General features: G+C 65.9%; 24 protein-coding genes. 4 read left to right on the top strand and 20 right to left on the bottom strand.

Features of this window, described 5'->3' with window-relative positions; translation table 11 throughout:
* Positions 1-41 precede the first annotated feature (41 nt).
* From gltX to SOM26_RS08115, 3 genes are read left to right on the top strand one after another with little or no spacing between them, the layout of a single operon-like run.
* The gene (gltX, locus tag SOM26_RS08125; RefSeq protein WP_320452203.1) at positions 42-1478 is read left to right on the top strand and encodes a glutamate--tRNA ligase; all 1437 of its coding nucleotides are present in this window, start codon (positions 42-44) and stop codon (positions 1476-1478) included.
* A gap of 2 nt (positions 1479-1480) precedes the next feature.
* Complete coding sequence (locus tag SOM26_RS08120) at positions 1481-2764, top strand: citrate synthase (RefSeq protein ID WP_320452202.1); 1284 nt, start codon at positions 1481-1483, stop codon at positions 2762-2764.
* A gap of 3 nt (positions 2765-2767) precedes the next feature.
* Positions 2768-2980: a hypothetical protein gene (locus SOM26_RS08115; RefSeq protein WP_320452201.1), complete on the top strand. Its 213-nt coding sequence runs from the start codon at positions 2768-2770 to the stop codon at positions 2978-2980.
* Positions 2981-3026: 46 nt separating this feature from the next.
* On the opposite strand, the gene SOM26_RS08110 is transcribed toward SOM26_RS08115, so the two are convergent.
* The 4 genes from SOM26_RS08110 to SOM26_RS08095 all read right to left on the bottom strand — a co-directional run bounded on the left by SOM26_RS08110 (position 3027) and on the right by SOM26_RS08095 (position 7041).
* A complete protein-coding gene (locus SOM26_RS08110) occupies positions 3027-4391 on the bottom strand; it encodes a sensor histidine kinase (protein WP_320452200.1) in 1365 nt (454 codons plus the stop codon).
* Complete coding sequence (locus SOM26_RS08105; RefSeq protein ID WP_320452199.1) at positions 4388-5458, bottom strand: hypothetical protein; 1071 nt, start codon at positions 5456-5458, stop codon at positions 4388-4390. Before SOM26_RS08105 ends, SOM26_RS08110 begins: the two co-directional genes overlap by 4 nt.
* Positions 5459-5493: 35 nt before the next feature.
* Entirely contained in the window at positions 5494-6678 is a 1185-nt protein-coding gene (locus SOM26_RS08100) for a hypothetical protein (RefSeq protein WP_320452198.1), read from the bottom strand.
* Between the two features lie 69 nt (positions 6679-6747).
* On the bottom strand, positions 6748-7041 hold the full coding sequence (locus tag SOM26_RS08095) for an Hpt domain-containing protein (protein ID WP_320452197.1): 294 nt from the start codon (positions 7039-7041) through the stop codon (positions 6748-6750).
* A 102-nt stretch (positions 7042-7143) separates the two neighbouring features.
* On the opposite strand from SOM26_RS08095, the gene SOM26_RS08090 reads away from it, so the two are divergent.
* Positions 7144-9468: a hypothetical protein gene (locus tag SOM26_RS08090; RefSeq protein WP_320452196.1), complete on the top strand. Its 2325-nt coding sequence runs from the start codon at positions 7144-7146 to the stop codon at positions 9466-9468.
* A 130-nt stretch (positions 9469-9598) separates the two neighbouring features.
* On the opposite strand, the gene SOM26_RS08085 is transcribed toward SOM26_RS08090, so the two are convergent.
* The 16 genes from SOM26_RS08085 to SOM26_RS08010 form a co-directional block, all read right to left on the bottom strand.
* Positions 9599-10150, bottom strand: a complete 552-nt coding sequence (locus SOM26_RS08085) for a helix-turn-helix transcriptional regulator (RefSeq protein ID WP_320452195.1) — start codon at positions 10148-10150, stop codon at positions 9599-9601.
* A complete protein-coding gene (locus SOM26_RS08080; RefSeq protein WP_320452194.1) occupies positions 10150-10425 on the bottom strand; it encodes a DUF1467 family protein in 276 nt (91 codons plus the stop codon). Before SOM26_RS08080 ends, SOM26_RS08085 begins: the two co-directional genes overlap by 1 nt.
* Positions 10426-10429: 4 nt before the next feature.
* A complete protein-coding gene (locus tag SOM26_RS08075) occupies positions 10430-12064 on the bottom strand; it encodes a ribonuclease J (protein ID WP_320452193.1) in 1635 nt (544 codons plus the stop codon).
* A gap of 141 nt (positions 12065-12205) precedes the next feature.
* On the bottom strand, positions 12206-12985 hold the full coding sequence (locus tag SOM26_RS08070) for a type III pantothenate kinase (protein ID WP_320452192.1): 780 nt from the start codon (positions 12983-12985) through the stop codon (positions 12206-12208).
* 9 nt (positions 12986-12994) lie between these two features.
* The gene (locus tag SOM26_RS08065; RefSeq protein WP_320452191.1) at positions 12995-13738 is read right to left on the bottom strand and encodes a biotin--[acetyl-CoA-carboxylase] ligase; all 744 of its coding nucleotides are present in this window, start codon (positions 13736-13738) and stop codon (positions 12995-12997) included.
* Complete coding sequence (gene nuoN / locus SOM26_RS08060) at positions 13705-15168, bottom strand: NADH-quinone oxidoreductase subunit NuoN (RefSeq protein ID WP_320452190.1); 1464 nt, start codon at positions 15166-15168, stop codon at positions 13705-13707. The genes SOM26_RS08065 and nuoN overlap by 34 nt, the downstream gene beginning before the upstream one ends.
* On the bottom strand, positions 15168-16718 hold the full coding sequence (locus tag SOM26_RS08055) for an NADH-quinone oxidoreductase subunit M (protein WP_320452372.1): 1551 nt from the start codon (positions 16716-16718) through the stop codon (positions 15168-15170). Before SOM26_RS08055 ends, nuoN begins: the two co-directional genes overlap by 1 nt.
* A gap of 7 nt (positions 16719-16725) precedes the next feature.
* Positions 16726-18840, bottom strand: coding sequence for an NADH-quinone oxidoreductase subunit L (gene nuoL / locus SOM26_RS08050; protein WP_320452371.1), 2115 nt, complete (start codon positions 18838-18840; stop codon positions 16726-16728).
* Positions 18840-19148, bottom strand: a complete 309-nt coding sequence (gene nuoK / locus SOM26_RS08045; protein ID WP_007404079.1) for an NADH-quinone oxidoreductase subunit NuoK — start codon at positions 19146-19148, stop codon at positions 18840-18842. Before nuoK ends, nuoL begins: the two co-directional genes overlap by 1 nt.
* A complete protein-coding gene (locus SOM26_RS08040; RefSeq protein ID WP_007404217.1) occupies positions 19145-19756 on the bottom strand; it encodes an NADH-quinone oxidoreductase subunit J in 612 nt (203 codons plus the stop codon). Before SOM26_RS08040 ends, nuoK begins: the two co-directional genes overlap by 4 nt.
* Positions 19757-19805: 49 nt before the next feature.
* A complete protein-coding gene (gene nuoI, locus SOM26_RS08035) occupies positions 19806-20291 on the bottom strand; it encodes an NADH-quinone oxidoreductase subunit NuoI (protein WP_042483186.1) in 486 nt (161 codons plus the stop codon).
* The gene (gene nuoH, locus SOM26_RS08030; RefSeq protein ID WP_320452189.1) at positions 20288-21343 is read right to left on the bottom strand and encodes an NADH-quinone oxidoreductase subunit NuoH; all 1056 of its coding nucleotides are present in this window, start codon (positions 21341-21343) and stop codon (positions 20288-20290) included. The genes nuoI and nuoH overlap by 4 nt, the downstream gene beginning before the upstream one ends.
* Positions 21340-23358: an NADH-quinone oxidoreductase subunit NuoG gene (gene nuoG / locus SOM26_RS08025; RefSeq protein WP_320452188.1), complete on the bottom strand. Its 2019-nt coding sequence runs from the start codon at positions 23356-23358 to the stop codon at positions 21340-21342. Before nuoG ends, nuoH begins: the two co-directional genes overlap by 4 nt.
* Positions 23358-24668 carry an NADH-quinone oxidoreductase subunit NuoF gene (nuoF, locus tag SOM26_RS08020; RefSeq protein WP_042483195.1) on the bottom strand — a complete coding sequence of 437 codons (1311 nt, stop codon included), beginning with the start codon at positions 24666-24668 and terminating at the stop codon, positions 23358-23360. Before nuoF ends, nuoG begins: the two co-directional genes overlap by 1 nt.
* On the bottom strand, positions 24668-25342 hold the full coding sequence (locus SOM26_RS08015) for a complex I 24 kDa subunit family protein (RefSeq protein WP_320452187.1): 675 nt from the start codon (positions 25340-25342) through the stop codon (positions 24668-24670). The genes nuoF and SOM26_RS08015 overlap by 1 nt, the downstream gene beginning before the upstream one ends.
* Positions 25342-25647 carry a nuclear transport factor 2 family protein gene (locus SOM26_RS08010; protein ID WP_320452370.1) on the bottom strand — a complete coding sequence of 102 codons (306 nt, stop codon included), beginning with the start codon at positions 25645-25647 and terminating at the stop codon, positions 25342-25344. The genes SOM26_RS08015 and SOM26_RS08010 overlap by 1 nt, the downstream gene beginning before the upstream one ends.
* Positions 25648-25675: the final 28 nt, after the last annotated feature.

The following is a 25675-nucleotide window of genomic DNA, read 5'->3' as shown; positions in this document are numbered from 1 at the left end:
CTGAATGGGCCATCGAAATTCATGATTGGGAGTATGCGCGGTTGAGCGCAACTAATGATATCGCCACCGGGTCGAATGCCACGCCAGTGGTAACCCGTTTCGCGCCCTCGCCGACCGGCTTCCTCCATATCGGCGGCGCGCGGACCGCGCTGTTCAACTGGTTGTTCGCGCGGGCGAACGGCGGCAAGTTCCTGCTGCGCATCGAGGACACGGACCGCGCCCGCTCGACCCAGCCCGCGATCGACGCGATCCTGGACGGCATGCGCTGGCTGGGCCTGGACTGGGACGGCGATGCCGTGTTCCAGTTCGCCCGTGCCGACCGCCATGCCGAGGTCGCGCGTGAGATGATGGCGCAGGGCAACGCCTATCGCTGCTACATGACGCAGGACGAGATCGCCGCGCAGCGCGAAGCGGCGCAGGCCGCCAAGCAGCCGCTGCGCATCCGCTCGCCCTGGCGCGACGCCGATCCCGCCACCGCGCCCGAGGGCCAGCCCTTCGTCGTCCGCCTGCGCGCGCCGCGCGAGGGGTCGGTGACGATCGAGGACCGGGTGCAGGGCAGCGTCACCGTGCAGAATGCCGAGCTGGACGATCTGGTCCTGCTCCGTTCGGACGGCACGCCGACCTATATGCTGGCGGTGGTGGTCGACGACCATGACATGGGCGTGACCCATGTCATTCGCGGCGACGATCACCTGAACAACGCCTTCCGGCAGTTGCCAATCTATAAGGCGATGGGCTGGGTCGAGCCGATCTATGCGCATATCCCGCTGATCCACGGATCGGACGGGGCCAAGCTGTCCAAGCGCCACGGCGCGGTCGGGATCGAGGCGTATCGCGACGAGATGGGCATCCTTCCCGAAGCGCTCGACAATTATCTGCTCCGCCTGGGCTGGGGTCACGGCGATGCCGAGATCATTTCGCGCGACGAAGCGGTGAAGTGGTTCGACCTCGCCGCCGTGGGCAAGGCGCCGTCGCGCTTCGACATTAAGAAGCTGGAAAACCTGAACGGCCATTATATCCGCGAGTCCGACGATGCGCGGCTTGCCGAACTGGTCGCCAAGCGGATGGGTGAAACCGACACCGCGCTGCTGACCGCCGCCATGCCCTCGCTGAAGCCGCGCGCGGCCAATTTGAACGAATTGGCCGAGGGCGCACGCTTCCTTTTCGCGCGTCGACCGTTGAGCCTCGACGAGGCTGCCACCGGCCTGCTCGATGAAAAGGCACGGGGCATTCTCGTTTCTGTTCACGCCGCGCTTGACGCGGTGCACAACTGGGATACGGAGCTTTTGGAAGACGCGGTACGCAAGGTGGCCGAAACCGAGGGCGTAAAACTCGGACAGGTCGCCCAGCCGCTCCGCGCTGCCTTGACCGGACGCAAGACGTCCCCGGGGATCTTCGACGTGCTCGCATTGCTGGGCCGTGAGGAAAGCCTGGGGCGGATCGCGGACCAGATGACCGCAGATAGGAAGGATCACTGAGTATGAGCGACACCGCGAAGTTCAATGTCGGCGGCAAAGAGTTCGACTATCCGGTCATGTCGGGCACGATCGGCCCGGACGTGGTCGACATCCGCAAGCTATATGCCCAGACGGGCGCCTTCACCTATGATCCCGGCTTTACCTCGACCGCGTCGTGCCAGTCGGAACTGACCTATATCGACGGCGACGAGGGCGTGCTGCTCCACCGCGGCTATGCGATCGGCGAGCTGGCCGAGCAGTCGAGCTTCATGGAGGTCGCCTATCTCCTGCTGAACGGCGAACTGCCGAGCAAGGACGAGCTGTCGGGCTTCACCACCACCATCACGCGCCACACCATGGTGCATGAGCAGCTGGCGGCGTTCTTCCGTGGCTTCCGCCGCGACGCGCACCCGATGGCGATCATGTGCGGTGTCGTCGGCGCGCTGTCGGCCTTCTATCACGACTCGACCGACATCCATGACCCGGTACAGCGCACGATCGCGTCGCACCGCCTGATCGCCAAGATTCCGACGATCGCGGCGATGGCGTACAAGTACAGCGTGGGCCAGCCCTTCCTGTACCCGGACAACTCGCTGTCCTACACCGGCAACTTCCTGCGCATGACCTTCGGCGTTCCGGCCGAGCCGTATGAGGTGAACCCGGCCGTCGAAAAGGCGATGGACCGCATCTTCATCCTGCACGCCGATCACGAGCAGAACGCCTCGACCTCGACCGTCCGCCTGGCCGGTTCGTCGGGCGCCAATCCGTTCGCGTGCATCGCGGCGGGCATCGCCTGCCTCTGGGGTCCGGCGCATGGCGGCGCGAACGAAGCCGCGCTCAACATGCTGCGCGAGATCGGCACGCCCGACCGCATTCCCGAGTTCATCGCGCGCGCCAAGGACAAGAACGATCCGTTCCGCCTGATGGGCTTCGGTCACCGCGTCTACAAGAACTATGACCCGCGCGCGACCGTGATGCAGAAGACCGTGCGCGAAGTGTTCGACGCGCTGAAGGTCAACGATCCGCTGTTCGAGACGGCGCTGCGCCTCGAAGAGATCGCGCTGAACGATCCGTATTTCGTCGAAAAGAAGCTGTTCCCGAACGTCGACTTCTATTCGGGCGTGATCCTGTCGGCAATCGGCTTCCCGACCGAGATGTTCACCGTGCTGTTCGCGCTCGCCCGCACCGTCGGCTGGGTCGCGCAGTGGAACGAGATGATCACCGATCCCGACCAGAAGATCGGTCGCCCGCGCCAGCTGTACACCGGCCCGACGCAGCGTTCGTACGTTCCGGTCGAGCAGCGCTAAGCCATGAACCGGGCCCGGCCGATCCTGATCGCCATCGGCGTCCTTCTGGCGCTGACCGGTGGCTTATGGATCGGCCAGGGCCTTGGCTATATCCACTGGCCGGACGAAAGCTTCATGCTGGGTCGTGGCGAGTGGGCCGATCGGGGCGCGTTCGTCGCGATCGGCGGGCTGGCGCTGATCCTGGTCGCACGGCGGCTGCCCAGACGGCGACGCTGAACGACCGGATCACGGATCGGAAAAGGGCTCCTTCGGGAGCCCTTTTTTATTGCGCGCGCAGGCGGAAGGTAAAGGTCGCGCCTTCGCCGGGCACGCTGTCGACGCTCAGTTCGCCGCCCATCGCCCGCGCCAGACGGCGGGCGATATACAGGCCCAGGCCGTTGCCACCGGCCTCGCTGGGATCGACCCGTTCGAACTTTTCGAAGATGCGGGCCTGATCCTCATCGGCAATGCCCTTGCCCCGATCGGCGACGCTGACGAGCGCCCAGGGCCCATCGCGCTCGACCGCCACCACCACCTCGCTCCCACGCGGGGAGTAGCGAACCGCATTGCCGATCAGGTTTATCAGGATTTGGAGCGAACGGCCGAAATCCCCGATGGCGGGCAGGCCTTCGTCGGCGGCCGGGCGGCGGATCGTGACACCCGCCGTATCCGCGCGAACGCCGAGCAGCCCGGCGGCGCGGCGGGCGACGTCAGCGAGATCGATCGGTGTCGCGGCCAGGCGAAAATCGGGTTTTTCGATCGCCTGCAACTCGACCAGATTGTCGACCAGGCCGATCAGATGGCGTCCGGCATGGGCGATATCCTGCGCATAGCCGGCATAATCGGCGGCGATCGGCCCATCGGCGCGCGCGGCGATGCTGTCGGCATTGGCGACGATCCGCGCCAGCGGCGTGCGCAGCGCCTTGTCGAGCCCGGCGGTAAACGCCTCGGTCAGCGGCGGACCACCGGGTGCGAGGAGAAATTCGTCATCCGCCTCGCCCGGCTCGTCGATCAGGAAGGTCGCTCCGAACAACCCGGCAATGCCGCCCATCCCGTCATGCCGGATCGCGGCCGACAGGCGAACCGGCACATCGGTCGGGCACAACCGGGCCGCCCGCCCGTCGAGCGTCGCGGTATCCGCCAGCAGGCGGCCGGCGCGGCCCGTGGGCGTTTCGAAGGCGAACAGGGCGTTGAGCGGACGACCGAGCATCGCCTCTGCATCGAAGCCGTGCCGCTGTCCGGCACCGGGGGACAGGAAGGTCAGGCGCAGCGCGGCATCGGTTTCCCAGCGAAAGTCCGCGCCCGCCGCGGCATGGTCGGCGGGTGTCGCCATGGGCCTCCATGCGGCACGGTCGCGCCAGCCGCTCACGCTCAGGCGGATCTGGCCGGTTTCGGGCCGCGCCTGGACCCACAGGTCGAGATCGCCTTCCTCATCGGCGACCACGACCTTGCGCGACACCATAATGCCCAGCCGCCGGGCCAGGCGGGCGATACGCGCGATCGGCGCCACCGCCAGGCGGTCGGTCGCCCCGCCACCGGCGCGCATGTGCAGGAGTTCGATCGGAGGATCCGCCGACAGGATATGATCGCCCGCATCCAATATCGCGCGTGCGACCATCGATTCGCCGGGGCTGTCGATCGATGTCATCGACGCTCAGGACCTTCCAGACGCTCCATGGCCACGCGGAAGGTTCGCGGCAATCGCAGGACGGCGGTCGCGTGCCGCGCCTCTTCGGCCGAGATGGCCATGATCCCGTCGAGCGCGTCGGCGAACCCCTCCACATCGCGGCGGCCATCGGCCTCGCACAGCGACAGGCCGATCCGCGCGATCGTCGCCCGGTCCAGGTCGAGCGCGCGCAGCACCAGCCACAGGCGATCACCCTCGGGCTCCAGCACGATTTCACGCACCAGATCCACGTCGATACCGGTCGCATGGACAAGCAGCGCGATAAAAAGACCCGGCTGGCGATCAAGCAGGCTTTCGACCAGCAGCTCCGGCAGCTCGCTGGCTCGCGCATCGATCGCGGCGGCCAGCTTCAGCGCGGCGGCCAGCGGGCGTTCGCTCGCATCCTGCGCCGCCAGGACGCGATCGACGGCCTGGGCCAGCGCCTTGTCGAGCGGCGCGTCATCCTGCCGGCGAAGTGCCGCGGCGATGATCCACACCAGCCGCTGCTGCAATTCGGCGGGGAGCGCGACCGCCTCGCCCTGCTGGCCCGCAATCCGGCCCTGCCCCTCGGCAATCAGCGCAGCCCGCGCCGCCGCCGCGACGATCCGGTCGGGGGCTTCGGTCAACCGGACGAGCAGGCTGGGCGCGTCGCCTGCGACGCTTTCGACCGGCAACGCCTCTGCCAGCAAGGTCTGGCGTGCCTGCGCCACCAGTTCGTCGATCAGATCGGGATCGGTCAGGCATCCGGCCTGTCGCAACCGCTCGACCACCCGATCGTGCGGCAGCAGCGCGGCGGCGATCTCGCCATCATCGGCCAGGCGTTCGACCTGGCGCGACAGGTCACGCGCGATCGTCTCGACCAGCAGGCGCAGGTGCGCCGTCACCTCGAACCGGATACGCTCGGTCAGCCGGATGTCGTCATCGAGCCGCAGGTCCGCCACCGCCCCCGACCGCCGCGCGGCGGCACGCGCACGCGCCGACGCCATACGCGTCGACAATGCCGCGCCCTGCCACTGGGGAGGCTCAAATGGGTCCGGTTCGACCGCCATGCCTCACCGCTAACCCCAATGGTGTTAAAGCGACACTAAACTTGCGCCCGCAATGTCTCGATTGCGGACGCCAAGGTTACGATTGCATAGATGCTCGCCAACGCCAGTCCCCACAGCCCCGCACCCAAGAGAGCCAATGGCAGGATGACCAGCAGATAGGCGGGCGGGCTCGCCCACCAGCGGCGGCGAAAGCGATAAAGCCCGGCCCGTTCGGCCAGGATACCGAGAATGATCAGCATCAGCGCCAGGATCGGGGCGACTTCCTCCGCCAGGGCATGATAATAATGCCAGCCCAACGCGGCGATGGCGAGCGCGGCCAGCCCGGCGATCGCGGCGGAATGGCCACGCGCCGCGCCCTGCTCGTCCCGCAAGCCCGCCAGTGTTTCGCCGAGCCCCAAGCCCAACGTACCCAAGACGGCGACGATCAAGCCCATGGCGGGAAAGCCGAACACGATCAACGCCAGCCCCAACAGCCCCAGCCCGGCACCCGCACCCCCCGCGACATGCGCAGGCACCGCGCGTTCGACCAGACGCGGCAAGGCCAGTCGCGCGACGGGGGCCAGGATATAGCGGTCGAACCAGCTTCGCCGCCCCGATACCAGCCGTGCGACCACCGCGCGGCCGCGTGCGTCCAGTGCCTCCGCCCGGTGAACGATACCGTGCCCGGCCTTTTCGGCATCGGCGGGCAACAGGATGTGCGTCGCCCGCGCCTGCGCCGCCATCCGCAACAGGGTGGATTGCAGATCGTAGTCGCGCGGAAGGGCCGCAACCTCGGCGACGCGGCGGGGATCGAGCCGGGCGACACCCGACCAGGCCATCTGCCCGCCGACCCGCTCCAGCCCCGGTTCGGCCCCTGCCTCGGGCACCACCACCAACGCGTCCTGCCCACCGTCGCGCAGGACCAGCGCGATCATGTCCTCGGTCGTGATCAACCCGTCCGCCAGTACGACCAGCCGCGACAAGGGATGCAGCTTTTCGGCGGCCTCGACCGCGCTGCGCACCGTGTCGACCACGGCACCGCGCTGGGCGATGCGGGCAATCGCGCCGAGCAATTCGGGGGTCAGCCGGGCGACGACGATGATGATCTGCGCCGCACCCGCCGCCACCAGCAGCCGGGCTTGATATTCGATCAGGGTCACCCCGGCGAACGGCAAGGTGGCCGTCAACCGCCCGGGGCGGTCGTCGGCGTCGTCAATCGCGAAGAGAAGACCTGACAGCATCGCGTGCTGTTAAGCCCTCCCGCTCCGCCATGCCAGCCCCCGAACGCGGCAAGCATCGGCGGGACCATGTCAAAGACGGGCGACGACCTCGGCAATGCGATCCAGCAGGTCGCCGTCGCGCGTATCGCGCTCCGCAGCCTGCCCGGCCAGGGTCATCAGCGGCAGCGCGTTGACGCTGGCGGCAAGGCCCTTGAGCCGCAGCGCGGCCTCGCGCCACTCCTGCCCGTCGCGCGCCGCCTTCATCGTCTCCAGAGCACGTGTCACGCCTTCGAGGAAAGCGCAGCGCAGATCCTGAATGACGGCCGGCTCATCCCCGGCAACGGCCGCCAGGGCGGAGTCGATCGTTCCGTGCTCATAAGTCATCCCAAGCCTCTAAACCGGGATGGCCGTCGAACGGAATAGCGCAATTCGCTTTCTGCGACGAGCAAACGTGATAAACCGGCCCATTGTGACACGGGGGCCTAGATGATCGTGGATTTGCGCGCGGAGCGTCAGGACAGGTCGGACATGCCGGGGGCCGAGGCGCTGTCGGGCGATCACGCCGCGCCCTATGCCAGCGATGCGGGGGGCTCCGCGCTCCCCCTGCCCCCAAGCCCCTGGCTGGACGAAGGCACCGATGTCATGGCGCACGAACCCGAACCGACCTCGCCCATTCCCCTGATCGTGGCGGGCGTCGCGGCGATCGGCTGGTTCGGGGGGGCGCTGGCCTGGGGGCTGAGCGGGACGGCCACGATCGCCCCCGTCACACTGGCGCCGATCGTCACGCTGGCGCTGGCGGGGCCGCTGCTGATCGCGGTGTTGTGGCTGGTGACCCAGCGTAACAGCCAGGCGGAACAGCGGCGCTTCGCCATGACCGCGCACGACATGCGCCGCGAGGCCATGGCGCTGCAGCAGGCGGTCACCGCGATCGGTAACGCGCTGGCCGCCAACCGATCGGAATTGTCGGCCCAGGCCATCGCCCTGTCCGAAATGGCGCAGGCGGCGGAGACGCGCTTCAACACGATCGCCCGCGATCTGGCCGACGATATCCAGATGGTCGAGTTGCATGGCCGGACACTGGCCGAGGTCGCGGGCACCAGCCAGGCCAGCCTGAACCAGTTGCTCGACGCCTTGCCCCAGGCGACCGACGCGGTCGGCGAGGCGGGCGACCGGATGGCGGAGGCCGCTCGGTCGGCCCAGACGCATGCCGCCGCGCTGGATGCGCAATTCGTGGCGCTGGGCCGCCGTGGGCAGGATGCGGACACCATCGCCAGCGGCGCCGCGCTTCGCCTGGCCCAGCATATCGAACAGATGGAGGCGACCAGCCGGACCGCCAGCGAGCATCTGGAAAACGTCACCGCCAATGTCGCGGTGACGATCGACGAACTGCTCGACCGGACGGCCGAGGCGATCGACCAGTCGCGCAAGGGCATCGCCGCCCAGGGCGACGCGATGCTCGCCATGGTCTCGGCCAACCAGGCGGCGCTCGACAGCGCGGCGCGGGACAGCGCCGATGCGCTGGCTGAGCGGATCACGACCGTCGACGGCGCCGTCGCGCGACTGAGCGGCGAACTGGATGCGCAGCGGATCGCGGGCGAGGCGATGATCGATGCGCTCGACACCGCGCTGGACCGCGTGGAAACCCGGATCACGGTGCTGCATGCGCAGGGCACCGAAAAGTCGCAGATGCTGGCGGCCTCGATCAGTGCACTGGGCGGTTCGGCCGATGCGATGACCGGCGCGCTGGAAGCGGGCGAGACCATGGCCAACCGCGTCATCGGCACGACCGAGACATTGCTGATCGCGCTCGACGCGGCCGCGCGCGAGATCGACGAGACGCTGCCCGAAGCGCTGGGTCGCCTGGACGAGCGGATGCACGCCAGCCATGAAATCGTCGTCCAGACCAAGCCCGAACTGCTGGCGCTGGTCGCGGCGGCGGAAAGCACGCATGAGGCGATTGAGGCGATTGCCGACGTGATCGCCGAACAGCGCCAGACGCTGGAGACTCTGTCGGGCTCGCTGATCGAGACGCTGTCGAGCGGTCGGGCCAAGGCCGATGCGCTGGGCATGATGGTCGACGAGACGATCGAGCGCACGCACCGCTTCGCTGACGAGGCAGCCCCGAAGCTGGTCGATGCGCTGCTGCGTGTTCGTGAAACCGCGGCGACCGCGGCCGAGAAGGCACGCGAGACGCTGGCGGAGGTCATTCCACAGGCGGCCAGCGCGCTGGAACAGGCCAGCGCCGACGCGATGCGCCGCGCCACCGGCGATACGGTCGAACGACAAATCCATGCCATCGTCGATGCCACCCAGGGCGCGGTCGAGGCCGCCACCCGCGCGACCGAGCGGCTGGCACGGCAGGCCGATCTGATCGTCGAGAAGACCGGGATCGTCGAGGCGCGTATCGAGGAAGCGCGCACCGAACGCGAGGAAGCCGATCGCGACAATTTCGCCCGCCGCGCCTCGCTGCTGATCGAGTCGCTTAACTCGGCGTCTATCGACATCGCCAAGATCTATGCGCCCGAGGTCACCGACAGCGCCTGGGCCGCCTATCTGAAGGGCGATCGCGGCGTCTTCACCCGCCGCGCGGTGCGTATCCTGGACTCGCACCAGGCCCGCGAGATCGCCGACCTGTATGACGACGACCCCAAGTTCCGCGATCACGTGAACCGCTATATCCACGATTTCGAGGCGATGCTGCGCGGCGTGCTGGCTCAGCGCGACGGATCGCCGCTGGGCGTGACGTTGCTGTCGTCGGACATGGGCAAGCTCTATGTCGCGCTGGCACAGGCGATCGAGCGGTTGCGGTAAGGGGATTCCCCTACGCTCCGACTTTGCTCAGCGCGAACGGTCGCGTCGGCAACCGGCGACGGTCAAGGCGAATAGGCTCACGCCACACCCGCCGTTCAGCCTGAGCGAGGTCGAAGGCCATGCCCCGATCTCACCTCTCACCCACGCCGCGTTCGACAAGCCGGAACCGTTCATGCGGCACCCCATCCGCCTGACGCCATTCGCCCAGCAGCACCGCGCGCGGGCGGGGATAGCGGTCGAGTAACACCCGTGCCGCGACGATCCGGTCGATGCGAAAGGTCCGGTAATCACGTCGCAATTCGCACCAGCCAAGCAGCACCTCAGCCCGGTCGAACAACGCCATCGCGAATGGCCAGATGACCCTGTCGGTCACCTCCCCCGCCCCATCCTCATAACAGAGGGCCAGCCGCCGTTCGCTCTGGATAGAAGCGTGCAGAGGCGCAGGGTCGAAGTCGAGTTCGTCGAATGCGTCATCGGCATGCGGACCGACGAACAGCGCAATGCCCCGGATCGCCTCGGCCTGCTCCGGCGTCAGCGCGTCCATGATACGCGCAACCGCCTGTCGCGCCGCTCCCGCCGCCTCCGGGGCCGCATGTTCGGCGACCCAGCGCGCGCCCAGCACCAGCGCCTCGACCTCCTCAAGCGGAAAGGATATCGGCGGCAACGAGCGCGAGCCGGCCATTAGATACCCCGGCTGACCCCGGTCCAATCGAGCATGTCGGCCGTGATCCAGCCATTCACGTAATTCAGGTAAAAGGCCGCGAACATCACCGTCGCGACGATCGTGGTCCGCACGAAGAAGCGCCCGATCAGGAACACATGCGGCGCGCTTTCGGCGGTGCCGCGGATATGCTGCTCCCCCAGCTCGTGCGTGGTCCTGACCCCGAAGGGCAGGACCAGGAACACGGCGAGGAACCAGAACAGGACGTAGATCGCAAGCGCCGACGTCCAGTGCATGGCATCAGCCCTCGATCAGCAGGACGTCGACGATCGGCTTCTTGCCGGTCCAGCGCGTCGCGACCTTGCGCACCGACAGGCGGATATCCTCTCGCAGCTTGTCGGTGCCGCGACGTCCGCCATCGACGGCCTTGGCCGCGGCGGCGACCGCCTCGGCGATGAAGGCATCGCGCTCGTCCTCGACGGGCACGCCTTGCACACGAATCTGCGGGCTGCCGACCAGCCGCCCCTTGGCGACCGCAACACCCACCGAGATTTGCCCGTTGATCGCCAGCTTGCGCCGCTCGTTCATCGTCGAGCCGTCCGACGGCAGGATGACGTCGCCGTCCAGCACCAGCCGCCCGACCGGCACATTGCCGATCTTGGTGGCGTTGCCGGGCAACAGGCGGACCATGTCGCCGTCCGACTGGACAAGCGTCTGCGGCACACCCTGCGTCGTTGCGAAGCGTGCATGTTCCATCATGTGGCGCATCTCGCCATGCACCGGCATCAGTGTGCGGGGGCGCAGCCACTTGTACATCTGCGCCAGTTCGGGCTGGCCCGGATGGCCCGACACATGGACATGCGCCTGACGCTCGGTGACCATGCGGACGCCCTTGCCCGCCAGGATGTTCTGGATACGGCCAACCGCCGTCTCGTTGCCCGGAATCTGGCGCGCCGAGAAGATCACCGTGTCACCGGTGTCAAGCCGGATCGTATGGCTGCCCTCGGCGATGCGCGATAGCGCCGCGCGCGGCTCGCCCTGGCCGCCAGTCGCGACGATCAGTACGCGGTCCTTGGGCAGGCGCATCGCGGTTTCCGGGTCCACCGTTTCGGGGAAACCCTTGAAGTAGCCGCAGGCCTTGCCGACCTTCAGGATCCGGTCGAGCGAGCGGCCGGTGACGCACAGCTTGCGTCCCGTCTCCTTGGCCACTTCGCCCAGCGTCACCAGACGCGCGGCATTGGAGGCGAAGGTCGTGACGACGACGCGTCCCTTGGCCTTGGCGACCGTCTCCGTGATGCCCGGACGCACGCTGGCTTCCGAACCCGAAGCTTCGGTGTTGAAGGCATTGGTCGAATCGCACACCAGCACGTCGACGCCCATGTCGCCGATCGACGCCAGTTGCGCGGGGCTGGCGGGCTTGCCGATGACCGGGGTCTGGTCGAGCTTCCAGTCGCCGGTGTGGAATACGCGGCCGACCGCCGTCTCGATCAGCAGGGCGTTCGCCTCGGGGATCGAGTGCGACAACGGCACGAAGGTGAAGTCGAACGGGCCGACCTCGAACGTCTTGGCCGTCTCCATCACGCGGATCTTGACGCGGTTGGCGCTTCCCTCTTCCTCCAGCTTGCCACGGACCAGGCCTGCGGTAAAGGCGGTGGCATAGATCGGCACGCCCAGATCTTCGGCCAGATAGGGCAACGCCCCGATATGGTCTTCGTGACCATGGGTCAGCACGATGCCGACCAGATCGTCCAGCCGGTCCTCGATAAAGCTCAGATCGGGCAGGATCACGTCGATGCCGGGATAGGCCGGGTCGGCAAAGGTGATGCCGCAATCGACCATCACCCACTTACCTTCGGTGCCGTACAGGTTCACGTTCATGCCGATTTCGCCCGACCCACCGAGCGCGCAGAACAGCAATTCTTTCTTCGGAGTCATTCATTTCCTGACAGTAGGACCCCCGCCCCGCTGCAAGCGGGGTCAAGGGGCATAGGGATTGCGCCGGTCAGGGCGCGGTCATCTCTCTTGCGGTTTCGAACGCCCGGCGGATCTTCGCGGGCTGTCCGAACCGAAACTCGTTCAACCGATATGGGCCCGTTCCCACAGGATCGCCAGCCCCTGAATGGTCAGGTCGGGTTCGATATGATCGAAAACATCCGTGTGCGGGCTCAGAAGCGCAGCCAGACCGCCGGTTGCGAGCACCTTGACCGGGCGTCCCACCTGCGCCTTCAGCCGCGCAACCAGTCCCTCGATCATCGCGACATAGCCCCAGAAGATGCCGATATGCATCTGGTCCACCGTGTTCCGGCCGATGACGCTGCGGCTCTCGGGCGCCTCGATCGCGATACGCGGCAGCTTGGCCGCGGCGGTGACCAGCGCGTCGAGCGACAGGTTGATGCCCGGCGCGATGATGCCGCCCTTATACGCGCCTTGATAGTCGCTGATGTCGAACGTCGTCGCGGTGCCGAAGTCGATGGTGATCAGGTCGCCGGGATGGAGCTCGTGCGCCGCGATCGTGTTCACCGCGCGGTCGGCACCCAGCGATGCGGGCTCGTCCACGTCGATCGCGATCCCCCACTCCACCGGCGCACGTCCTGCGATCAGGGGATCGACCTTGAAATATTTCTGCGCCAGCACCTGAAGGTTGTGGAGGGCGCGCGGCACGACCGTGGCGATGATCACGCCGGTCACATCCTCTCGCGCATACCCCTCCAGCGCCAGTAACTGGCTGAGCCAGACCGCATATTCGTCGCCCGTCCGGCGCGGATCAGTCGCGATGCGCCAGCGGCCCTTGATCGTGCGCCCTTCGAGCAGAGCGAAGACCACGTTCGTGTTCCCGGCATCGATCGCAAGCAGCATGATTGTCCCTCAGACCAGGAAGATGTCGCCGGCATGGATGACATGGGCCGTGCCGTCCGCCAAGCCGAGCCGTAGCGCGCCGTCGCTCGCCAGCCCGTCGAACAGACCGGTCAGCACCTGTCCGTCGGGCAGGCGTGCCGTCAGCGGGGTACCGCGCGGATGCGCCCGCGCCTCCCAGCGTTCGATGATGCCGGCCAGCCCCTCCACTCGCCAGACCGCCAGCCAGCGCGTCATGGCGTCGGCAAGCAGCGCCTGCATCGTCGCGGGCGCGACATCGACGCCATGATCGACCAGCGCGGTCGTGGCGCGGTCGGGTATGTGCGGGGCCGACGCCAGATTGATCCCCATGCCGATGATGACCGCATCGCCGGTCCGCTCCAACAAGATACCCGACAGCTTGGCACCGTCGATCATCAGATCGTTCGGCCATTTCAGCGCAAGCCGCGCACCGATTTTCGGAAGACAGGTCCGAACCGCGTCCTCGATTGCGATCGCCGCGACCAGCGCCAGCGTTGCCGCCATCGGATCGCCCGTGCGAAGCCGGACGAGCGTCGAACCATAATAATTACCATAGGGCGACGACCAGTCCCGCCCCTGGCGTCCGCGCCCCGCCGTCTGGCGGTCGGCGCGGAGCCAAAGACCGTCTTCGCCGCCTGCCTCGGCAAGCTGGCGAAGATCGGCATTGGTCGATCCCGTTTCCGGGACGTGCAGCAATCGGCTCAGAACAGCGCCCGTGCCGCCGCCAGCGACCATGCGCCGAGCAGCGGGATCGCCAGGTAACCGAAGGGCGAGACGAACAGCGCCGACAGGGCGATCAGGCCGTTCTCGACCGGCTGGGCATCGCTGTTATCCCAGGCCCCTGCGGGCTCATCGAAGAACATCGTCTTGATGATACGCAGGTAATAATAGGCACCGATCACCGAGGCGACGACACCGATCACCGCCAGCGGGAACAGCCCCGCCGCGACCGCCGCATTGAACACCGCGAACTTGGCATAGAAGCCGAGCAGCGGCGGAATGCCCGCGACCGAGAACATGAAGAACGCCATTGCCCAGGCGAGTGCCGGGCGCGTGCGCGACAAGCCCGACAGGCTGGAGATCGACTCGAGCGGATTGCCATTCTCGTCACGCATACGAATGACGATCAGGAATGCACCCAGCGTCATGATGACGTAGATGGTGAGGTAGGTCAGCACCGCCGCGACGCCCTGCGCCGTGCCCGCCGCCAGACCGATCAGCGCAAAGCCGACATTGTTGATCGACGAATAGGCGAGCAGCCGCTTGATGTTCGTCTGTCCGATCGCCGCGACCGCGCCCAGGATGATCGACGCGAGTGCCGCGAAGGTCACGATCTGCTGCCACTGCTGCGCGGCCGAGCCCATCGCCTCGACGGCGACACGCACTGCCAGCGCCATCGCCGCGACCTTAGGGGCGGAGGCGAAGAAGGCCGTTACCGGGGTCGGCGCGCCCTCATAGACGTCCGGGGTCCACATGTGGAACGGCACCGCCGACATCTTGAATGCCAGGCCGGCGAAGACGAAGACCAAGCCGAACATCATACCCAGCGAACGCGTGCCGGTGGCGGCGTCGCGACCATAGGCACCGGCGATCTGGGCAAAGTCGGTCGAGCCCGAGAAGCCGTATACCAGCGAGATGCCATAGAGCAGGATGCCCGAGGCCAATGCGCCCAGGACGAAATATTTCAGGCCCGCTTCGGCCGAACGCCCGTCGCGACGCATGAAGCTGGCCAGCACATAGGCCGACAGGCTCTGCAGTTCGAGACCGACATAGAGGGTCAGGAGATCGCCCGCCGACACCATCATGCCCATGCCGACCGAAGAGAGCAGCATGAGGATGGGATATTCGGGCCGCAAATCCTCACCCGGCGAACGGGCGAAGAAACGCGGTGCCATGATGATCGCCACGGCGGTCGCCAGATAGATCAAGACCTTGGCGAAACCCGCAAAGGCATCCGCCCGGTACAGGCCGCCAAAGGCAAGCCCGCCCGTGGTGGCCGGACCAGCCAGAGCGACCATCGCCCCCGCCAGCACGAACACCGCGGCAATGGAGATGCCACGCGTCGCGGCATTCCCACCCCAGGCGGCGACCAGCATCAGCGCGATCGCGCCGACGGTCAGCACCAGTTCGGGCAGGACCATCAAAAGGTTCAACGAATAGCTCATCAGTGCGCCTCCCCGTGCGCAGCTTGGTGCTCAGGGGCATGGGTGACAGCCAGCGCGGGGTTGCCAGCGGTCGGACGGCTGTCCGAACCGGGGTTCGCCCGGTCGATCCGCTGAAGCAGGATCTTCACGTCGTTCCGCATCGGCGCCAGGAAGCTCTCCGGATAGACACCCATCCACAGCGTGACCGCCGCGATCGGTGCGAGAAGCCAAAGCTCGCGCGCCGACATGTCGGACATCGCCGCGACCTCGTCCGACTTGATCTCGCCATAAGCGACCCGCCGGTAAAGGTAGAGCATATACGCCGCACCCAGGATGATGCCGGTGGTGCACAACAGCGCCGTCCAGGTCGACACCTGATAAGTGCCCATCAGCGACAGGAACTCGGCGACGAAGCCGCTGGTGCCCGGCAGACCGATCGACGCCATGGTGAAGAAGAGGAAGAACACGGCATAGCGCGGCATGTTGATCGACAGCCCGCCATAGCGCGCGATCTCACGGGTGTGCAGCCGGTCGTAGATGACACCGACGCACAGGAAGAGCGCGCCCGACACCAGACCGTGGCTGAGCATCATGATCATCGCGCCTTCGATGCCCTGCTGGTTGAAGGCAAACAGGCCGATGGTCACGATCGCCATGTGCGCGACCGACGAATAGGCGATCAGCTTCTTCATGTCGGACTGTACCAGCGCGACCAGCGAAGCATAGATCACGGCCACCGCCGACAGCGCGAAGATCAGCCAGGTCAGCTGTCCGCTCGCTTCCGGGAACATCGGCAGCAGGAAGCGCAGGAAGCCATAGCCGCCCAGCTTCAGCAGCACGCCCGCCAGGATGACCGAACCCGCCGTCGGCGCCTGCACGTGCGCGTCGGGAAGCCAGGTGTGGACCGGCCACATCGGCATCTTGACCGCGAACGAGGCGAAGAAGGCGATCCACAACCAGGTCTGAACCGAAGCCGGGAAGTCATAGGCCAGCAGCGCCGGGATCGAGGTCGTGCCCGCCGTGCGCGCCATATAGAGCATCGCGACGAACATCAGCAGCGAGCCAAGCAGCGTGTACAGGAAGAACTTGTACGACGCGTAGATGCGGTTCGCCCCACCCCAGATGCCGATGATCAGGTACATCGGGATCAGGCCAGCTTCGAAGAAGACGTAGAAGAGGAACAGGTCCTGCGCCGCGAAGGTGCCGATCATCAGCACTTCGGTGAACAGGAACAGGCCCATATATTCGGGCACGCGCTTGTCGATCGCGCGCCAGCTGGCCCCGATGCAGATCGGCATCAGGAAGACGCTGAGCATGATCAGCAGCAGCGCGAAGCCGTCGATGCCCAGCGACCAGCCGAACGGGCCGAAGATGCCCGGGGCATGTTCGACGAACTGCCACTGGGCGCCGCCCACGTCGAACTGCGTCCAGAGCACGATGCCCAGCACGAAGTCGACCAGCGTGGCGGCCAGCGCCAGCAGGCGCGCGCCTTGCGCGTTGAGGAAGAGGCAGGCGATCGCGGCAACAGCCGGGACCGCCAGCATGACGGAGAGGATCGGGAAGCCCTGCATCACGCGATCAACCCAAAATGGCCCAGGTGACGGCGGCGGTCAGGCCGATCAACATGACGAAGGCATAGCTGTAAAGGTATCCCGTCTGGAAGCGCGCCGCACCCTTGCTGCCCTGCTGGACAAGCCAGGCGACACCATTGGGGCCGAAGCGGTCGATCGTCTTCTCGTCGCCACGGTGCCAAAGCAACCGGCCGATCGCGAAGGCGGGGCGCACGAAGAGGAAATGGTAGATCTCGTCGAAATACCATTTGTTGAGGAGGAAGCGGTACAGGATGCGGAACTGGTCCGCGAACTTGGCCGGGAACTCCGGTGCACGGATATAGGTCAGATACGCGGTCAGCAGACCGAGCAGCATCACCACCGTCGCCGACAGCTTCACCCACACCGGCACGCCGTGCATCGAATGCATCAGATGCTCGTTGAAGGCGACCGCGCCCTTCCAATAGGTTTCGCCCGACTCCGGCTCGATGAACCAGCCGTGGAAGACGAAGCCCGCCGCGATCGCACCGATCGACAGGACGATCAGCGGGATCAGCATGACCAGCGGGCTCTCATGCGGATGATAGCCGCCGGTACCTTCCGGCATGTCGGCATGACCCGCAGCGTGCGTATCCGGCTCGTGACCGGCATCCTCCGAATGCGCATCGTTGTGATGCGCATCATGGGCGTGGCCGTGCGCATGATCGTCATGGCCGTGTCCATGCGCGTCATGGATCGCATGCTGGATATGCTCCGACCCGGTCCAGCGCGGCTTGCCCCAGAAGGTCAGGAACATCAGGCGCCAGGAGTAGAAGCTGGTCAGCAGCGCGGCGATCACGCCCGCCCAGAAGGCAAAGCCCGAACCACCCGCATAGGCCACTTCGATGATCGCGTCCTTCGAATGGAAACCCGCGAAACCGAATGCCATCGGATTGCCGAACAGAGCCGGGATACCGACGCCGGTGATGGCCAGCGTGCCCATCATCATCGCCCAGAAAGTAACCGGGATGTGACGACGCAGACCGCCATAATAGCGCATGTCCTGCTCGTGATGCATCGCATGGATCACCGAGCCCGCACCCAGGAACAGCAGCGCCTTGAAGAAGGCGTGCGTGAACAGGTGGAACATCGCCGCGCCATAGGCGCCGACACCGGCGGCGAAGAACATGTAGCCGAGCTGCGAACAGGTCGAATAGGCGATGACGCGCTTGATGTCGGTCTGCACCGTGCCGACGGTGGCGGCAAAGAAGCAGGTCATGGCACCGATAACGGTGATGACGCCCAAAGCGGTCGGCGAGGTTTCGAACATCGGCGACAGGCGGCACACCATGAACACGCCCGCGGTCACCATGGTCGCCGCGTGGATCAGCGCCGACACCGGGGTCGGGCCTTCCATCGCGTCCGGCAGCCAGGTGTGGAGACCGAGCTGCGCCGACTTGCCCATCGCGCCGACGAACAGCAGCAGGCAGAGCACCGTCATCGTGTCGAACCGATAGCCCAGGAAGCCGATGGTCGATCCGGCCATGCCCGGCGCGGCGGCCAGGATCGCGGGGATCGAGACGGTCCCGAACACCAGGAAGGTGCCGAAGATGCCGAGCATGAAGCCGAGATCGCCGACGCGGTTGACGACGAACGCCTTGATCGCGGCCGCATTGGCCGATGGCTTGCGGAACCAGAAGCCGATCAGCAGGTAGGACGCAAGACCCACGCCTTCCCAACCGAAGAACATCTGGACCAGATTGTCCGCCGTCACGAGCATCAGCATCGCGAAGGTGAAGAGGCAGAGATAGGCGAAGAAGCGCGGCTGATCCGGCTCTTCGCTCATATAGCCCCAGCTATAGAGGTGGACGAGCGCCGAGACGCTGGTGATGACCACCAGCATGATCGCGGTCAGCGAGTCGACGCGCAGCGCCCAGTCGACCGACATGGTGCCGCTGGTGATCCAGTGGAGCACCGGCGTCACGGTCGCGACATTGTGGCCCGACAGATAGCCGATGAAGATCGGCCATGAGAGGGCACAGGAAATGAACAGCGCGCCGGTCGTGACGACCTTGGCGGGCACGTTCCCGATGGCCTTGTTGCCGAACCCCGCAATGGCGGCGGCCAGCAACGGCAGGAAGACGATAGCGAGGATCAACCCGATTACCCCTTCATCCGGTTGACGTCGTCGACCGCGATGGTGCCGCGGCCACGGAAATAGATGACCAGGATCGCCAGACCGATCGCCGATTCACCGGCGGCCACGGTCAGCACGAACATGGCGAAGACCTGCCCCACCAGATCCTGAAGCGCGGCCGAAAAGGCGACGAGGTTCAGGTTCACGGCGAGCAGGATGAGTTCGATCGCCATGAGGATGACGATCAGGTTCTTCCGGTTGAGGAAGATACCCAGCACCCCCATGGTGAACAGGATCGCCGCGACGACCAGATAATGGACGAGACCGATCGTCACAGTTCCACCCCCTGCCCGATGGGCTGATTGATATTGCGGATCGCCTCATGCGGCTGACGCGCATTCTGCTTGGCGATGTTCTGCGGACGGACGCCGCCACGCTTGCGATGCGTGAGCACGATCGCGCCGATCATCGCGACGAGCAGGACCAGGCCTGCCCCCTCGAAGATGAAAAGGTAGCGCGTGTACAGCAGGTTGCCGATCGCCTGGATGTTGGACACCTCCGGTGCGATCGGCGCGGCACGGGCCGCCAACTGCACGCCGCCGACGCTCCACGCCTGGAACGCGATGATGACCTCGGCCAGCAGCGCGACCGCGAGCGCAAGGCCCAGCGGCAGATAGCGCGCAAAGCCCGCCCGCATCGCCGCGACCTCGATATCGAGCATCATGACGACGAAGAGGAACAGCACCGCGACCGCGCCCACATACACGATGACCAGCAGCATCGCGATGAACTCGGCCCCGCACAGCACCATGAGGCCCGCGGCGTTGAAGAACGCCAGGATCAGCCACATGACCGAGTGCACCGGATTCCGCGACGCGATCGTGAGCCCTGCGGACACGATCACCACGGTCGCGAAAATATAGAAGGCGATAGCCTGTATCACTGCCTGTCAGGCCCCTTTTCTGTCCGCCCCGAACCGTTGGTCGCGGGCTTTAACGGTACGGCGCATCGGCGGCAAGGTTCGCCGCGATCGCGCTTTCCCAGCGGTCACCGTTATCGAGCAACTTCGACTTGTCGTAGATCAGCTCTTCGCGGGTCTCGGTCGAAAATTCGAAGTTCGGACCCTCGACGATCGCATCGACCGGGCACGCCTCCTGGCACAGCCCGCAATAGATGCACTTGGTCATGTCGATGTCGTACCGCGTCGTGCGGCGGCTGCCATCGTCGCGGGGTTCCGCCTCGATCGTGATCGCCTGGGCGGGGCAAATCGCCTCGCACAGCTTGCACGCGATGCACCGCTCCTCGCCATTGGGGTAGCGACGCAGCGCGTGCTCACCCCGGAAGCGCGGGCTGATCGGGTTCTTCTCGAACGGATAGTTGATCGTCGCCTTCGGCTTGAAGAAGTAGCGAAGGGTCAGCGCGTGCCCCTTCACGAACTCCCACAGCGTAAAAGCCTTGACGTACTGAGCGACGCTCATGCCGGAACTCCCACGCGCGCGAACATCAGCACGCCAGACACCAAGAATACCCAGAACAGCGACACCGGCAGGAATACCTTCCAGCCCAGCCGCATCAGCTGGTCGTACCGATAGCGCGGCACGGTCGCCTTCACCCAGGAAAAGACGAAGAAGAAGAAGCACATCTTCAGCAACAGCCAGACGATACCCGGCACGACATAGAGCGGCGCCCAGTTCACCGGCGGCAGATAGCCGCCCCAGAACAGGATCGCGTTCAGCGCGCACATCAGGATGACGTTGGCATATTCACCCAGCCAGAACAGCGCGAACGACATCGAGCTGTATTCGGTCTGGTAACCCGCGACGAGCTCCGACTCCGCTTCGGTCAGATCGAACGGTGCACGCTGCGTCTCGGCCAGCGCCGAGATGAAGAACATGATCGCCATCGGGAAGAGCAGCGGGTTCAGGAAGAAGCCGTTGACGCCCGTGTTCAGCACACTCTTCTGCGCCTCGACAATCGCCGTCAGGTTGAAACTGCCCGACCACATCACGACCGAAATCAGGATGAAGCCGATCGCGACTTCATAGGACACCATCTGCGCGGCCGCACGGAGCGCCGAGTAGAACGGATATTTCGAGTTCGACGCCCAGCCCGACAGGATTACGCCGTACACGCCCAAGGACGAGGCGGCGAGAACATAGAGCAGGCCGACATTGATGTTGGCGACGACGACACCCGGCTGGAACGGCACCACCGCCCAAACGATCAGCGCGACCGTGAAGGTGATGATAGGCGCCAGCAGGAACAGCCCACGATTGGCAGCCGAGGGAACGATGGTTTCCTGAAGGAAGACCTTCAGACCGTCGGCGAACGACTGGAGCAGACCAAAAGGACCGACCACGTTCGGCCCCCGGCGCAGCGCCATCGCCGCCCAGATCTTGCGGTCGACATAGATGACCATCGCAACGGCCAGCATCAGCGGCAGCGCGATCGCCAGGATCCCGACGAGCGTCGCGATCCCCCAGGCCCAGCCATAAGGAAGGCCGAGCGTCGTGTTGAAAAACGCGGTCACTCCGCTGCCTCCGCATAGCTCTCACCATGGACCAGTTCGACCGAGCAGCGCTGCATCGTCGGGCTGGCGCGGCAGATCGCGTTGGTGAGGTAGAAATCCTTGACGGGATAACCGTCGAGCGTGCCGGACGCGGTCACGTTCAGCGACGGCGCGGCCCAGTCGAAGGTCACCAGGCCGAGCCGGCCCAGCGCCGGAACCTCGGCCGCCATGGCGGCGCGCAGATCCTCGAGCGTGTCGAAGCTCAGGGTCTGGCCCAGCACTTCGGACAGCGCGCGGAAGATCGTCCAGTCGTCGCGCGCGTCGCCCGGTGCGAAGACCGCACGGTCGCCCCGCTGCACCCGGCCTTCCAGATTGACCCAGGTGCCCGACTTCTCGGCAAAGGTCGCGCCCGGCAGGATGACATCGGCGTGATGCGCACCCTTGTCGCCATGATGGCCGACGAACACCTTGAAGCTGCTGCCGAACTTGGCGAAATCAACCTCGTCGGCGCCCAGGAAGAAGGCCAGCTTCGGCGCGGCCGCAACCACGTCGGCGATGCCGCCCTTCTGCGCATAGCCGAGCATCAGCCCGCCCATGCGCGACGCCGCCATGTGAACGACGTTATAGCCGTTCCAGGCCGAACCATCCTCCAGCGTCCGCACCAGATTGAACTGGTCAACCAGCTTCAGGCTCGCGCCATGCGCACCCTTCAGCGCGCCACCACCGACGATCACCATCGGACGCGCGGCCTTGCCGAACAGCTCCGCCACGGCCTCAGGCAGGTTGCCCAGCACCGACAGGTCGGCGCCCAGCCACTCGACCTTATAGGTCAGGTCGGTCTCGGGGCCGATCGCGAAGACCTTGGCACCCTTCTTGATGGCCTTGCGGATGCGCGTGTTCACCAGCGGCGCTTCCCAGCGCAGATTGGTGCCGATCAGCAGGATCGCATCGGCGCGCTCGACGCCCGCGATGGTCGTGTTGAAGTTGACCGCCGCCAGGCTGGACACGTCATAGTCCATGCCGGTCTGACGACCTTCGAGCAGCGACGAGCCCATCTTGGCCAGCAGCGCCTTGGCCGCGAACATCGTCTCGCAATCGACCAGATCACCGGCGATGGCGGCGACGCTCGAACCGGCGTTCACGTCACGGATCGCGGCGAAGGCCTCGTCCCAGGTGGCGGGCACCAGCTTGCCGTCGCGGCGGATAAACGGACGGTCGAGACGACGACGGACCAGACCGTCGATCGCGTGACGCGTCTTGTCGCTCGCCCACTCCTCATTCACCTCGTCGTTGATGCGCGGCACGCAGCGCAGCACCTGACGACCACGGCTGTCAAGGCGGATGTTGGTGCCGACCGCGTCCATCACGTCGATGGCGAGCGTCTTCTTCAGCTCCCAGGGACGCGCCTCGAACGCATAGGGCTTGGACGTCAGCGCACCCACCGGGCACAGGTCGACGACATTGCCCGACAACTCGCTCGACACGGCCTGTTCGAGATACGAGGTGATCTGCATGTTCTCGCCGCGATAGATCGCGCCGATCTCCTCCACGCCCGCAACCTCTTCGGCAAAGCGGACGCAGCGGGTGCACTGGATGCAGCGGGTCATGACCGTCTTGACGATCGGCCCCATATATTTCTCGGTGACGGCCCGCTTGTTCTCGTCATAGCGGCTATGGCCCTTGCCATAGGCCATGGACTGATCCTGCAGGTCGCACTCGCCGCCCTGATCGCAGATCGGGCAGTCCAGCGGGTGGTTGATCAGCAGGAATTCCATCACGCCTTCGCGCGCGGCCTTCACCATCGGGGTGGTGGTGAAGATTTCCTGATTGTCCGCCGCCGGAAGCGCGCAGGACGCCTGCGGCTTGGGGGGGCCCGGCTTCACCTCGACCAGGCACATGCGGCAGTTGCCCGCGATGGACAGCCGCTCGTGATAGCAGAAACGCGGGATTTCCTTGCCGGCAAGCTCACAGGCCTGCAGCACGGTGGCGCCCTGCGGCACCTCGATCTCGACGCCGTCGACTTTGACCTTAGGCATTATTCGGCAGCTTCCATCATCGGGGCGTTGCCGCCCGTCTCGCCTTTGCGTTCACGGATCCGGCGTTCCATCTCCGGGCGGAAGTGGCGGATCAGGCCCTGGATCGGCCAGGCCGCCGCGTCGCCGAGCGCGCAGATGGTGTGGCCTTCGACCTGCTTCGTCACCTGGAACAGCGTGTCGATCTCGGACACATCGGCATCGCCAGTGCGCATCCGCTCCATCACGCGCCACATCCAGCCGGTGCCTTCACGGCACGGCGTGCACTGGCCGCAGCTCTCATGCTTATAGAAATAGGACAGACGGCTGATCGCGCGGACGATGTCGGTCGACTTGTCCATAACGATGACGGCCGCCGTGCCGAGGCCCGATCCGACCGCCTTCAGGCCGTCGAAGTCCATCGGCGCGTCCATGATCTCGGCGGCAGGCACCAGCGGTACCGACGACCCGCCCGGGATCACCGCGAGCAGATTGTCCCAGCCGCCACGAATGCCGCCGCAATGCTTCTCGATCAGCTCGCGGAAACTGATCGACATGCTTTCCTCGACCACGCAGGGACGATCGACATGGCCGGAGATCTGGAAGAGCTTGGTGCCCTTGTTGTTCTCGCGCCCGAAGGACGAGAACCACTCGGCACCGCGCCGCAGGATCGTCGGGGCGACCGCGATCGACTCGACGTTGTTGACCGTCGTCGGGCAGCCATAGAGGCCAGCACCCGCCGGGAAAGGCGGCTTCAGGCGCGGCTGGCCCTTCTTGCCTTCCAGGCTTTCGATCATCGCGGTCTCTTCGCCGCAGATGTACGCGCCGGCACCACGATGGACGAAGACGTCGAAGTCATAGCCCGAGCCACAGGCGTTCTTGCCCAGGAAGCCCCGGTCATACGCCTCGGCCACCGCCGCGAACAGCGTCTCGGCCTCGCGGATATATTCGCCGCGAATGTAGATATAGGCCGCCCGCGCGCGCATCGCGAAGCCCGCGACCAGCGCGCCCTCGATCAGCTTGTGCGGATCGTGGCGGATGATCTCGCGGTCCTTGCACGAACCGGGCTCGGACTCGTCGGCGTTGATGACCAGGAAGCTCGGCCGGTCGGGGCGCGGTTCCTTGGGCATGAAGCTCCACTTCATGCCGGTCGGGAAGCCCGCACCGCCGCGCCCGCGCAGACCCGACGCCTTGATGACGTCGATGATCTTGTCCTGGCCCAGCTCCAGCAGCGCCTTGGTATTGTCCCAATCGCCGCGCTTCATCGCCGCGTCGACGTTCCACGGCTGATAGCCGTAGAGATTGGTGAAAATGCGGTCCTTGTCAGCGAGCATTATGCGCCCCACTCCCCGCGATAGTCGTGATTGTCGCCGACCATGGCGGTCAGCGTGGTCGGACCGCCGATCGGCTCGACCGTATGGCGACCCGGCTCCTGCGTGCCGGTCTTGGGGCTTTCGCCACGGGCCAGCGCTTCAAGGATCGTGACCGTGCGGTCGTAATCCAGATCCTCGAAATTGTCGTCATTGATCTGGACCATCGGGGCCGAGGCGCAGTTGCCCATGCACTCGACCTCGGTCAGCGTGAACATGCCGTCGGGCGTGGTCTTGCCCTTGATCAGCCCCTTGTTCTTGCAGGCCGCCAGCACGTCATCCGACCCGCGCAACATGCACGGCGTCGTGCCGCACACCTGAACGTGATAGCGGCCGACCGGCGCCAGGTTGAACATCGTGTAGAAGGTCGCGACCTCATAGATGCGCATATAGGCGACGCCGAGCTGGCGCGCGACGAACTCGATTACCGGCACCGGCAACCAGCCTTGGGTCTGCGTCTCCGCACCGACCTGACGCTGGGCCAGATCGAGGAACGGGATCGAGCAAGACTGTTCGCGGCCCTTGGGATAGCGCGCGAGGATCTCGTTCGCCTTCTTCTGGTTTTCGTCCGTCCAGGCGAAATTGCCCCAGCGGGCGCGGACTTCGGCCTCGTCGGGGATGATGGCTGCGTCGGCCATTAGCGAATGAACTCCACGCGCGACACCTTGTCGTTCTCGAAGGAATAGATGGACATGACCTCGAACGCCTCGCCACCCGGCGCACGTTCGACCTTTTCATGCAACAGCACGGTCTCGCCGAAAGCCTGCTCTGCGACGATCTCGGCGCGGTTCTGCGGAAACTGCGCGAACATCGCCTTCAGGCCCGAGCGAACACCCTCGCGCCCCTCGCGCAGGACGGCACCGCGATAACCCGCTTCGCAGGCATCCTCGGTCATCAGCGCGACATAGGCGTCGGCGTCCTGCGCATTGTAATGCGCGACCATCTGACGTGCGATCGCGATGCGCGCAGGA

Origin of the sequence: Sphingomonas sp. CFBP8993, assembly GCF_034044895.1 — a bacterium.
GTDB lineage: Bacteria > Pseudomonadota > Alphaproteobacteria > Sphingomonadales > Sphingomonadaceae > Sphingomonas.
The sequence above is the reverse complement of the archived record's forward strand: the minus strand, read 5'-3'. Positions and strand labels throughout refer to the sequence as shown.

Excerpts from the sequence above, each read along its gene's own strand:
- SOM26_RS08090 (WP_320452196.1), top strand. The coding sequence starts at position 7,144 with ATGATCGTGGATTTGCGCGCGGAGCGTCAGGACAGGTCGGACATGCCG.
- SOM26_RS08015 (WP_320452187.1), bottom strand. The coding sequence starts at position 25,342 with ATGGCCGACGCAGCCATCATCCCCGACGAGGCCGAAGTCCGCGCCCGC.
- SOM26_RS08010 (WP_320452370.1), bottom strand. The coding sequence starts at position 25,647 with ATGGTCGCGCATTACAATGCGCAGGACGCCGACGCCTATGTCGCGCTG.
- nuoG (WP_320452188.1), bottom strand. The coding sequence starts at position 23,358 with ATGCCTAAGGTCAAAGTCGACGGCGTCGAGATCGAGGTGCCGCAGGGC.
- SOM26_RS08095 (WP_320452197.1), bottom strand. The coding sequence starts at position 7,041 with ATGACTTATGAGCACGGAACGATCGACTCCGCCCTGGCGGCCGTTGCC.
- SOM26_RS08115 (WP_320452201.1), top strand. The coding sequence starts at position 2,768 with ATGAACCGGGCCCGGCCGATCCTGATCGCCATCGGCGTCCTTCTGGCG.
- SOM26_RS08080 (WP_320452194.1), bottom strand. The coding sequence starts at position 10,425 with ATGCACTGGACGTCGGCGCTTGCGATCTACGTCCTGTTCTGGTTCCTC.
- SOM26_RS08100 (WP_320452198.1), bottom strand. The coding sequence starts at position 6,678 with ATGCTGTCAGGTCTTCTCTTCGCGATTGACGACGCCGACGACCGCCCC.
- nuoI (WP_042483186.1), bottom strand. The coding sequence starts at position 20,291 with ATGAGCGTCGCTCAGTACGTCAAGGCTTTTACGCTGTGGGAGTTCGTG.
- SOM26_RS08120 (WP_320452202.1), top strand. The coding sequence starts at position 1,481 with ATGAGCGACACCGCGAAGTTCAATGTCGGCGGCAAAGAGTTCGACTAT.
- SOM26_RS08065 (WP_320452191.1), bottom strand. The coding sequence starts at position 13,738 with ATGGTCGCTGGCGGCGGCACGGGCGCTGTTCTGAGCCGATTGCTGCAC.
- SOM26_RS08075 (WP_320452193.1), bottom strand. The coding sequence starts at position 12,064 with ATGACTCCGAAGAAAGAATTGCTGTTCTGCGCGCTCGGTGGGTCGGGC.
- SOM26_RS08070 (WP_320452192.1), bottom strand. The coding sequence starts at position 12,985 with ATGCTGCTTGCGATCGATGCCGGGAACACGAACGTGGTCTTCGCTCTG.
- SOM26_RS08085 (WP_320452195.1), bottom strand. The coding sequence starts at position 10,150 with ATGGCCGGCTCGCGCTCGTTGCCGCCGATATCCTTTCCGCTTGAGGAG.
- nuoF (WP_042483195.1), bottom strand. The coding sequence starts at position 24,668 with ATGCTCGCTGACAAGGACCGCATTTTCACCAATCTCTACGGCTATCAG.
- SOM26_RS08055 (WP_320452372.1), bottom strand. The coding sequence starts at position 16,718 with ATGCAGGGCTTCCCGATCCTCTCCGTCATGCTGGCGGTCCCGGCTGTT.
- nuoN (WP_320452190.1), bottom strand. The coding sequence starts at position 15,168 with ATGAGCTATTCGTTGAACCTTTTGATGGTCCTGCCCGAACTGGTGCTG.
- SOM26_RS08110 (WP_320452200.1), bottom strand. The coding sequence starts at position 4,391 with ATGACATCGATCGACAGCCCCGGCGAATCGATGGTCGCACGCGCGATA.
- SOM26_RS08105 (WP_320452199.1), bottom strand. The coding sequence starts at position 5,458 with ATGGCGGTCGAACCGGACCCATTTGAGCCTCCCCAGTGGCAGGGCGCG.